Here is a 9,712-nt window from a genome sequence, read left to right as displayed (position 1 = left end):
TCGTCATCCAGAGCGCGTCATAGTCGCCATTGCCGTGAACGAACAGGATCGGCGGCAGCTCGGCGCCGGGGGCGGCGGGCGCGGTCTGGGCGAATGCCCCGATCCGCAAGCTCGCAACCGCGAAAGGCAAAGCACCGGCGCCTTGCAGGATCGTCCGTCGCGACAACTTCATCAGTTCCTCCCGGCAAGACCCGCCTCTTTGCACCGGTTATAGCGGCCTAACCACTGGACAGCGAACGACTTTCACGGGCATCACTGAATTTGCCGGAATCGCCCGGGACCATTTCTGCCAGACCGTTTGGAAGGGGATATGACCGCGCAGACGAACCGCCAGAAAATCGCCGCCGACGGCATCACAGCGCCCCTGCGATACACGGTGTTCCGGCGCATCTGGCTCGCCAGCCTGCTCTCCAACCTCGGCCTCCTGATCCAGGGCGTGGGCGCGGCCTGGGCGATGACGCAGATGGCGGCCTCAGCCGACCGGGTGGCGCTCGTGCAGACCGCGCTCATGCTGCCGATCATGCTGATCTCGATGCCGGCCGGCGCTATCGCCGACATGTATGATCGCCGCATCGTCAGTGTGATCTCGCTGTCGATCGCGCTGATCGGCGCGACCGCGCTGACGATCCTGGCTTGGCTCAATCTCATTACTCCGGAAGCGCTGCTCGCTTTCTGCTTCATCGTCGGCAGCGGCAATGCGCTGTTCGGCCCGGCCTGGCAGTCCTCGGTCAGCGAACAGGTGCCGCCCGAGGCTTTGGCATCCGCGGTGGCGCTGAACGGCATCAGCTACAACATCGCGCGCAGCTTCGGCCCCGCGGTCGGCGGCGTCATCGTCGCTGCGCTCGGGGCGGTGGCCGCGTTCGCCTGCAACGCGATCCTCTATCTGCCGCTGCTGGTGGTGCTGTTGCTCTGGCGCCGCAGCAGCGAGCCCTCGCGGCTGCCGCGCGAGAAGCTCAATCGCGCCATGGTCTCGGGCTTCCGCTACATCACCAATTCGCCGCCGATCAAGATCGTGCTGTTGCGCACGCTGGTGATGGGCCTGATCGGCGGCGCCGTGATGGCGCTGATGCCGCTGGTCGCGCGCGACCTGCTGCATGGTGGCGCGCAGACCTACGGCATCATGCTGGGTGCCTTCGGAATGGGCGCGGTGATCGGCGCGCTCAATATCCACGAATTGCGCAAGCGCATGAGCGGCGAGGCCGCGATCCGCGCCTGCACCATCACGATGGCGTTTGCGATGGCCGCCCTCGCCCTGAGCACGGAGCCGGTGCTGACGGCGGCCGCGCTGGTGCTGGGCGGCGCGGTCTGGATGGCGGCGATCGCGCTGTTCAACATCGGCGTACAGCTCTCGGCGCCGCGCTGGGTCGCCGGCCGCTCGCTCGCGGCATTCCAGGCCGCGATCGCCGGCGGCATCGCAATCGGCGCCTGGGGCTGGGGTCATCTCACCGACCATGTCGGCGTCGAGATGGCGCTGCTGACGGCGGCCGGCCTGATGCTGATCTCGCCGCTGCTCGGCATCTGGCTCACGATGCCGCGCGTCGGCGCCCGCAACGAAGATGCGGACATGCTGGCCGATCCCGAGGTGAAGCTGTCGCTGACCGGGCGCAGCGGGCCGCTCGTGGTCGAGATCGAATATCGCGTCGCGCAGGAGAACGCGCGCGCCTTCCACAACGTGATGCAGGACGTGCAGCTCTCGCGCCAGCGCAACGGCGCTTATGGCTGGTCGATCGCGCGCGACATCGCCGACCCTGAATTGTGGACCGAGCGCTATCACTGCCCGACCTGGTTCGATTATCTGCGCCAACGCAACCGCTCGACTCAGTCCGAGCGCGCGCTGCACCAGCAGGCCATCGATTTCCACATCGGCCCCGATCCGGTGCGGATCCGCCGCATGCTGGAGCGTCCGTTCGGCTCGGTGCGCTGGAAGGACGACACGCCGGATCGCGCGAACAACGAAGTGCTGCCGGTGGTCGCGACCGCGGCGGGAAGCAGTACTTAGGTCTTTCGTCATTCCGGGGCGCGCGAGGCGCGAGCCCGGAATCCATGCCTCTCAGGAGCTTGCCGCCCGATGGATTCTCAGGTGCGCGCTTGCGCACCCTAGCTCGCGCCTGACGGCGCGCCCCGGAATGACGATCACTGCCCGTGCTGGGTCAGCATCTTGTCGCAGGCCTTGCCCAGCCTGGTGCGGTTCTGCTTCAGGCACGCCAGCACGGCACCGTCGCCACTGTTCATCACGGGACGGCAGAAGCGCGTGACGTCGCGCGCGCAGGCATCATGGCCGGGCTGCTGTTGCGCGGAGGCGCTCGATGCGCACAGGAGCAAGGAAACAACGAAAAGCAGTCTGGTCATCGCGCAATTGCCTCTTACCCGGAAAGACGTGCGCGCGAAGCTAGTTCGACGATCCCGCACCTGCAACGGCTTTGTTGCCGCTTGCAAGGCGCCGCCGCATCCCCCCGGCTTCGTGCCGGGGGACATGGCGAGGGGAGCTGCCGGCGCAATTGGCGGCTTGTTGATTACTGCTGGTCCTGCGCGTCAGCGACCTTGCGTGAGGCGCCCTTGGCGAGGGTCTTGTCCATCACCGCGCGGCAGCCGGCGCTGAGATCCGAGCGATGCTTGATCATGCACGCCGTGATCTTCGGGATGTTGGGAATCTCCGACGAGCAGAGGCGGAAGGCATCGCCGGTGCACATCTGCTGCGCCTCGGCCGAGAACGCGAAGCTCGCACCGGTCGAAGCGATGGAGACGATGGCGGCCAGGCCGAGGGCCAGGCTGGTGTCGCGGATCTTGCTCGTCAGGGACTTGCCGGTAAACGACTTGGTCATTTGAAGCTCCCATTGGCACCGCCCAAGGCGGGCCCGTTGTCGATGGGAACTACGATGCTCCACCAAATCCCTTTCGACTGTGATGATGCTCACGGGCGGCCCGTCCTTTGTGACGTCGGTCACGTTGGTGCACGCCGCTGAAATTCCTCTGCAACCGCGATCGCGTTGGTGTCACGTTAACTCTTACTTCGCATTAATGGCTGGTAGCGCGGGAGATTCCGCCAGTTTGGTTGCGTAATTGGAAAGAGTAGCGATGCGTAATGCGTTGGGCCTGATGCTGGCCAGTGTAGTTGCGGCGGTCGTGATCGCCGCCGGCGGTTGGTTTTACTATTCCGCGCGCGCCGACCAGGGCGCTCCCAAGACAGTTGCCGCCCGTGCTGCCGATCCGTTGCCGGCACCGGCGAAGCTCGCCGCCAGGGACGACGTCGAGACCACCGCGACGGTCGCCGCCAAGCCGGCGGCAGTTGCGGCGCCTGCGCCTGCCCCGGCCATGCCGATGCAGCCGAAACAGGCCTGCGCCAATCCGAACGCGCTGGGCGTGTCCCGCGTCGTCGAGATCGACACGACGGGCGGCCCCGGCTTCGGCTTCGAGCACTTCAAGCAGTTCGATTTCCTGACCGAGAAGGAAGTCGTGCTGACCTTTGACGATGGTCCGTGGCCGGTCAACACGCCCGCGGTGCTGAAGGCGCTCGCGGACGAATGCACCAAGGGCCTGTTCTTCTCGGTCGGCAAGCACGCGACCTACCATCCGGAGATCCTGAAGCAGGTGCTGGCCCAGGGCCACACGGTCGGCACGCACACCTGGTCGCATGTCAACCTGAACAGCAAGAAGTTGACCGAGCAGCAGGTCAAGGACGAGGTCGAGAAGGGCTTCAGCGCAGTGAAGTTCGCGCTCGGCACCAATCCGGCGCCGTTCTTCCGCTTCCCGCAGCTTCAGCACAATCCCGCGATGGTGAGCTATTTCGGCACCCGCAACGTCGCGATGTTCTCGACCGAGATCGACTCCTTCGACTTCCGGAAGGGCGCGACGCCGGAGAAGATCGTCGAGACCGTGATGACGCGGCTAGACAAGCTCGGCAAGGGCATCATCCTGATGCACGACTTCCAGAAGAACACCGGCATCGCCATGCCGACGCTGCTCGCGCGGCTGAAGGCCGGCGGCTACAAGGTCGTGCAGATGAAGGCCAAGGCGAGCCTGCAGACGCTGCCGGAATACGACGAGGCGCTGATGAAGGACATGAAGGTGCCGACCGCGGGCACGAACGCACGTCCGATCGCGAGCGTGGTGCAGACGATCTCGCAGTAAGCGCGCCAAATCCAAACTCTCGCGTCATGGCCGGGCTTGTCCCGGCCATTTGCGTTGAGGGAGCGGCTACCAATAGATGCCGTGGCGATGCAGCTCGCTGATGATGCGGCGCTCGGTCCAGCTGCGCGTGTGCTTCGGCTTGTGCGCTTTTGCCGTGGTTTTGGTGGCGGGCTTGGCCGTCGTGACCGGCGCGGCGGCCGCCGCGGGCGCGGCCGCCGTCGGAGCGGTCACCGCGGCCGGCGTGGAGAGCGACACCGCCGGCGGACGATCGGAATATTTCGGAGCCTCGGTGGCCGGCGCGGCTTCGCTCACCTGCGTCGTCGCGGTGGCCGATGTGGTTTGCGGAGCCGGGCTCCGATCGCCTGACGCGGCCAGGGACAGGCTGCGGGATCCGCCCGCCTGGGCAGACGCAGAAGCCAGCAGCATGGCGGCAACCAGAATGATCTTGCGCATGTGAAGTCTCCCCGTGGTTCGTGAGGGGGACGTTAGGGGAGTCATGTCCGAGATTCTGTGATCGGGATCACCCACCTGAACGAGCCCTGCGGCAGGCTGATGCCCTGCTCGATCGGAGCGTTCGGGGGATCGGGGTATAAGTGCTGGTGCCGCAAGAGGGATTCGAACCCCCGACCCCGTCATTACGAATGACGTGCTCTACCGACTGAGCTATTGCGGCGAACCCTGCCGGGCCTGGCGATGCCGGTCCCGATACACGCGCTCCTGATATCGGGCATGGCCCGAATTGGCAAGGACAAGCCGGGCGGAAAGGCGCGTCAGGCGCCCCAGCGGGACCAGAATCCGCGCCAGCCGCCGGCCTGGGCCTTCGGCGTGCCGATTTGCTCCGTGAATTCATCGCTCGGGCCGTCGTCGTCGATTCCAGGATCATCCGGCGCGCGGACGATCGGGATGACGGTCTGGATCGGTGCCGGTGCCGGCTTGCTGAGGTCGGCCCGGGTCCGGAACAGCGGCGTTGCCGCGGGCGGCGATGATTCGGCGGGCGCCGGAGCCGGATTCGCGGGCTCGGAGGACGCGACGGATGGTTCGGAGTCCCCGGAAGCTTCCTTGGGAGCGTCCTTGGCCTCTTCCGCTTCCCTCGCAACTTCCATGGGCTGCGGAGGCGAATTGTCCTGCGCGGCCAGCGCGGGAACTGGCGCCGTCGCGGCCGGTTCCGGCGGGCTTTCGCTTGAAGACGCCGTCACCCGCTTCGGCGGCGGCGCCGCCAGCATGGCTTCCTCGAAGGCGGAGGATTCGATTGTGGGGCCCCTGTCCGAGGGCAGGCTCGCGACCGGCGTCTGCCACTGGAACGCGTCGAGGCGGCCGGTGACCGGGGAGACCGGGCGCCAGCGCTCGCTCACATACCCGTCGGCGGTCCAGGCGGGATCGAGGCGGGCGCGCACCGCGCGCAAGGTCCAGGCGCGGGCGCGGCCACCGTCGCCGTGCTCGGTGCGCTCGATCTCGGCCATCAGCAGCGCGACGCGCTGGGTCGGGTCGGCGAGGTACGGTGCGAGCACCTCGCGTGCGCGGGCGAACTCCGAGGCGTCGATCGCGGCGCGGGCGATGGCTAGTTGGCCTTCGATATGGCCGGCCTTGTCGGCAGGCGTCTTCGCCGCGAGCGTCTCCACCCGCTGCAGGCGGTGCCAGGCGGTGTCGCCGAGCTTCACATGCGCATAGGCATCGGCGAGATCCGGATGCGGATTGGCGAGCCAGGCGGCTTCGATCATCTTCATGGCGCGGCGCACCTGATGCGCCTCGCTTTCGAATTTTGCCGCGAGCACGGCGGCCGGCACCAGGGTCGGCGCAAGCTTGACCGCCTCCATCGCGCTCTCGCGCGCGACGTCGCGGTCCATGGTCTCCAGTTCCAGCGCGCGCGCGGTGAGCAGCACGCCGCGCTGCCGGCGATAGGTCGGCTTGTCGATCTGCCCGGCGCGCAGATTCGAATCGAGGATCGCGAGCGCGCCGCTCCAGTCGCTGCGCGCGCAGCGGAAACCGAGCACCGCATGCGAGGCCCAGGTCGAGGACGGCGACAGCTTGATCGCCTCCTCCGCTATCATCACGGCTCCGACCGCATCGTCGCCGCGCTGCGCCTCGATGAACAGGCCGCGCAGGCCGAGCAACCGCGTGTCCTCGCGCTCGGCCATGGCGCGGAAGGCGCGCTGGGCCTCGCCGCGATTGCCTTCGAGCTGGGCCGACTGCGCGTGCAGCAGCAGCGCGAGCGGATCGTTCGGCGCGTGCCGCCGTGCCGCTTCCGCGTGACGACGCGCCTGCCCGGTGTCGCCGTGACCGACCGCGAGCAGGCCTTGGGTGATGGCGTGGCGCCCGCGTGCACGGCGCTTCTCGTGGCGACTGCGGCGCCAACGCCCCGGCATGCGCCAGACCGTGGTCAGGACGCTCCAGACCAGCACGACGGCCGCGGCAAAGAGGCCGAGCAGGAACACGAATCTCGGAAGCGTCGTCGAGAGGCGGAAGCCACCCGCCGTCAGGACGAGATCGCCGGGCTGGTCGGCAACCCAGGCCGCGCCGGCCGCCGCCAGCGCGATCAGGACGAGGAAGAGGACGATGCGAAGCATGACGATCCCTATACGCGCCGATTTGTTGCGCGAACCTTATTGAGCAGACTTGGCCGGACCAGACTTGGCGAGATCCGCCATGGCATCGTCGGCGAATTTGCGGGACGCGGCGAGCGCGGCGTCGCGCGCATCGGCCTTGTCGAGCCAGGCCTGCGCCGCGGTCCGATCCGCCTCGGGCAGGGCCTTCAGCTCGCGCCGCGCTTCCGTGAAGTCATTGCGGAGCGCCGCCGCCGTCACGCGCGCGACGATGGCGCCGCGGTCGTTGCCGACCCCGTCCGTGCGCTCGATGCGCACGAGTTTCGACGCACCGGCCTGGAGACGCTCGACGAGGCCCGCATTGCTCGGCGGAGCGTCGGCCGGCGGCGACAGCTTGGGCACGATGGTGAGGAGCTCGCGGCTCAGCGCGGCTGCCGTCGGAATGCCGGACGTCGCAAACGTCTCCAGCGGCTTCAGCATGTCGGGCTTGGCGGCCAGCGAGCGCGCCGCAGCCAATTGCGATTGATAGGGATCGCCGTGGCGAACGGCGACGTCGAGCAGGGCCGCCGCCACCACAAAGCGCAGCGGCTTGTCGTCCACCGCCTTGGCCTCGGCGATCTTCTCGCTTTGCTGCGCGAGTTCGGCGCGCTCCGCCTTGCTGGCGCGCTCGAGCTGGGCAATGCGGTCCAAGACAGGCGCAAGATCCGGAGCCGCAGCGGGCGCTGCCGCCTTCGCATCGTTCAGGGTGCCTGCAATCCTGTCGGACTGCGTCCTGAGATTGGCGATGTCGCTGCGCAGGCTGCTTGCGGATTTCTCCAGCGCATCGATCCGCGCCGCCATCGCCGGATCGGGTGCGGGCCTTCCGACCCTGGCTTCGGCCGCGGCAATGCGTGCGTTCAGCGCCTCGACAGTCGCGCTGGTGACCGCAGGCGCGGCCGGCGGCGCCTCCACTGCGGGCCAGCCCAGCATCCAGCCGACTGCAATCACGACCGCGGCCGCCGCAGCGCCGGAGAACGGCGCAATGACCCAGGGCGAAACCGGCGCCGACCCGGGCGCGGCCGCCGCGGAAACCTGCTCATCGGAAGACTCGGGCGGGGGCTCGGCCTTGACCTCGTCCGAGCTGGTCTGTTCGAGGCCGGACTGTTCCTGTGCGGCCTGCTCCTGCGCGTCCTGCTCGGGCGCCTCGGGTTCGCCTGCGACCTGCTGCGGCTGGGTGGAGACGTCAGTCGCCTCGAGGTCGATGGTGGGCGGGGTGCGCTTGGCACGACCTGCGTCGGGCGCCAATCCAGCGTCTTCAGGCTTGTCGTCGGCCATCGTGACGGTTCCTCACACTTCCATGCCTTGCACAGGTCCTCGCGCGGACCGGATTGCGTCGGATTCGGCCCGACCTTTACGCCAAACGGGTGCGCAACGCACGCTCCAAGGTGCCAAACAAGGCGGTTTCGTCCGGCGCTGCGGCCACCAGGACCTGCGACGCACCGGCATCGCGGAGCACATTTGCAACTGCCTCGGACAGGCAGCAATGCGGGATCGCCAGCGCCGAAATTTCGACGCCTTCGTCCCGCGCCGCATCCAGGAACGCGCGTGCGCTGCGCCGGGAGTAGTGCAGCACCGCCCCGATGTCGTGCGCGGCAAAGCCCGCGCAGACCTCGCGCGGCAAATGCTTGACAGGCGCCATGCGATAGGTGGTCTGCGTCACCACGCGGAAACCCTCCGCGCCGAGCTCGCCGCCGAGGTCGCGCGACAGATCGGCGCCGGCCAGATACAGCAGCGTATCCTTCTTCTTCAGCACCTTCTCGCGCGCGCTTCGCACCACCTTGTCGCGCAAGGAAGCGGCATCGCCGCCGGCAACGATCACCTCGGCAAAGCCGGCCTCGCGCGCCGCGGCAGCCGTATGCTCGCCGACCGCAAACAGAGGCAACCCGAGCAGACCGAGCTCGGGCAATTGCGAGGCGATGCCGCGGAGCGCGTTGGCCGACGTCACGATGACGGCGCCATAATCCGCTTCACGCGCGTCATGGAAGGCGACCGGCTCGAACTTGAGCGCCGGCGCAAGCAGCACCGCATGTCCGCGTGCGCGCAAGCTTGCCGCCGTCGTTTCAATGTCGGGATGCGGCCGTGTGACGAGAATGGACATCGCTGCTGTTCCCGGACCATGTGACGGTGACATCGACCAGAACGGCCGCGTGACGATTGCGCAAGCCGACCCCGGGATGCTACCGGACGTACCAGAACTCTGCTTTGCGGATGAGCGCAAGGGCGCAAATTGGATAACAATTCGCCAATGCTGGTATTGGGCATCGAGACCACCTGCGATGAGACCGCCGCGGCCGTGATCGAGCGCGCGGGCGACGGCAGCGGCAGGATCCTGTCCAACATCGTGCGGTCGCAGATCGAGGAGCATGCCCGCTTCGGCGGCGTGGTGCCGGAGATCGCGGCGCGCGCGCATGTCGACGTGCTCGACAGCATCATCGGCCGTGCCATGGACGAGGCCGGCATCGACTATGCCGAGCTCGACGGCGTCGCGGCGGCGGCGGGGCCCGGGCTGATCGGCGGCGTCATCGTCGGGCTCACCACCGCAAAGGCGATCGCGATGGTGCACGACACGCCGCTGGTCGCGGTGAACCATCTCGAGGCGCATGCGCTGACGCCGCGCCTCACCGATGCAATCGAATTTCCCTATTGCCTGTTCCTCGCCTCCGGCGGCCATACCCAGATCGTCGCAGTGACCGGCGTCGGCGAATATGTGCGGCTCGGCACCACGGTCGATGACGCCATCGGTGAGGCCTTCGACAAGGTCGCGAAGATGCTGGGCCTGCCCTATCCCGGTGGACCGCAGGTCGAGCGTGCGGCGGCGAGCGGCGACGACGCGCGCTTTGCGTTTCCGCGGCCGATGCAGGGACGCCCCGACGCCAATTTCTCGCTGTCGGGATTGAAGACCGCGGTGCGCACCGAAGCGAGCCGGCTTACTGAGCTCACACCGCAGGACATCAGCGATCTCTGCGCGAGCTTCCAGGCCGCGGTGCTCGATTCGACGGCGGATC

9 protein-coding genes, 1 tRNA gene and 1 pseudogene are annotated in these 9,712 nt (G+C 67.8%); 3 read left to right on the top strand and 8 right to left on the bottom strand.

The features are described 5' to 3' along the window. Positions 1–148: pseudogene (locus JHD07_RS21555) on the bottom strand (hydrolase); the annotation flags it as partial. Positions 149–310: 162 nt separating this feature from the next. Here JHD07_RS21555 and JHD07_RS21550 point away from each other — a divergent pair. After that, positions 311–1,999 (top strand): MFS transporter, encoded by a 1,689-nt coding sequence (locus JHD07_RS21550; protein WP_291625569.1) that lies wholly within the window; start codon positions 311–313, stop codon positions 1,997–1,999. Between the two features lie 134 nt (positions 2,000–2,133). Here the strand turns inward: JHD07_RS21550 and JHD07_RS21545 are convergent, their stop codons facing one another. After that, positions 2,134–2,349 (bottom strand): hypothetical protein, encoded by a 216-nt coding sequence (locus JHD07_RS21545; protein ID WP_291625567.1) that lies wholly within the window; start codon positions 2,347–2,349, stop codon positions 2,134–2,136. 164 nt (positions 2,350–2,513) lie between these two features. Further along, a complete protein-coding gene (locus JHD07_RS21540; RefSeq protein WP_291625564.1) occupies positions 2,514–2,822 on the bottom strand; it encodes a hypothetical protein in 309 nt (102 codons plus the stop codon). A gap of 253 nt (positions 2,823–3,075) precedes the next feature. Here JHD07_RS21540 and JHD07_RS21535 point away from each other — a divergent pair, with 253 nt between their 5' ends. Next, positions 3,076–4,128, top strand: a complete 1,053-nt coding sequence (locus tag JHD07_RS21535) for a polysaccharide deacetylase family protein (protein WP_291625562.1) — start codon at positions 3,076–3,078, stop codon at positions 4,126–4,128. 66 nt (positions 4,129–4,194) lie between these two features. On the opposite strand, the gene JHD07_RS21530 is transcribed toward JHD07_RS21535, so the two are convergent. The 5 genes from JHD07_RS21530 to JHD07_RS21510 all read right to left on the bottom strand — a co-directional run bounded on the left by JHD07_RS21530 (position 4,195) and on the right by JHD07_RS21510 (position 8,805). Beyond that, complete coding sequence (locus tag JHD07_RS21530) at positions 4,195–4,581, bottom strand: hypothetical protein (protein ID WP_291625560.1); 387 nt, start codon at positions 4,579–4,581, stop codon at positions 4,195–4,197. A 144-nt stretch (positions 4,582–4,725) separates the two neighbouring features. Then, positions 4,726–4,801: transfer RNA gene (locus tag JHD07_RS21525), tRNA-Thr, on the bottom strand. Between the two features lie 97 nt (positions 4,802–4,898). Further along, entirely contained in the window at positions 4,899–6,692 is a 1,794-nt protein-coding gene (locus JHD07_RS21520) for a heme biosynthesis HemY N-terminal domain-containing protein (RefSeq protein ID WP_291625558.1), read from the bottom strand. 36 nt (positions 6,693–6,728) lie between these two features. Next, positions 6,729–7,982: a hypothetical protein gene (locus tag JHD07_RS21515; RefSeq protein ID WP_291625556.1), complete on the bottom strand. Its 1,254-nt coding sequence runs from the start codon at positions 7,980–7,982 to the stop codon at positions 6,729–6,731. A 76-nt stretch (positions 7,983–8,058) separates the two neighbouring features. Next, positions 8,059–8,805, bottom strand: coding sequence for a uroporphyrinogen-III synthase (locus JHD07_RS21510; RefSeq protein WP_291625554.1), 747 nt, complete (start codon positions 8,803–8,805; stop codon positions 8,059–8,061). Positions 8,806–8,952: 147 nt separating this feature from the next. Between JHD07_RS21510 and tsaD the strand changes: the two genes are divergently transcribed. Next, the coding region (gene tsaD / locus JHD07_RS21505) for a tRNA (adenosine(37)-N6)-threonylcarbamoyltransferase complex transferase subunit TsaD (protein WP_291625552.1) at positions 8,953–9,712 on the top strand (760 nt) is incomplete at its 3' end.

It is taken from the genome of Bradyrhizobium sp., assembly GCF_016462955.1.
Classification (GTDB): domain Bacteria; phylum Pseudomonadota; class Alphaproteobacteria; order Rhizobiales; family Xanthobacteraceae; genus Bradyrhizobium.
This window is presented reverse-complemented; position numbering and strand designations above follow the sequence as displayed.

Bases quoted from the DNA above. Each gene is read 5' to 3' on its own strand.
- JHD07_RS21550 (WP_291625569.1), top strand. From the start codon at position 311: ATGACCGCGCAGACGAACCGCCAGAAAATCGCCGCCGACGGCATCACA.
- JHD07_RS21545 (WP_291625567.1), bottom strand. From the start codon at position 2,349: ATGACCAGACTGCTTTTCGTTGTTTCCTTGCTCCTGTGCGCATCGAGC.
- JHD07_RS21540 (WP_291625564.1), bottom strand. From the start codon at position 2,822: ATGACCAAGTCGTTTACCGGCAAGTCCCTGACGAGCAAGATCCGCGAC.
- JHD07_RS21535 (WP_291625562.1), top strand. From the start codon at position 3,076: ATGCGTAATGCGTTGGGCCTGATGCTGGCCAGTGTAGTTGCGGCGGTC.
- JHD07_RS21530 (WP_291625560.1), bottom strand. From the start codon at position 4,581: ATGCGCAAGATCATTCTGGTTGCCGCCATGCTGCTGGCTTCTGCGTCT.
- JHD07_RS21520 (WP_291625558.1), bottom strand. From the start codon at position 6,692: ATGCTTCGCATCGTCCTCTTCCTCGTCCTGATCGCGCTGGCGGCGGCC.
- JHD07_RS21515 (WP_291625556.1), bottom strand. From the start codon at position 7,982: ATGGCCGACGACAAGCCTGAAGACGCTGGATTGGCGCCCGACGCAGGT.
- JHD07_RS21510 (WP_291625554.1), bottom strand. From the start codon at position 8,805: ATGTCCATTCTCGTCACACGGCCGCATCCCGACATTGAAACGACGGCG.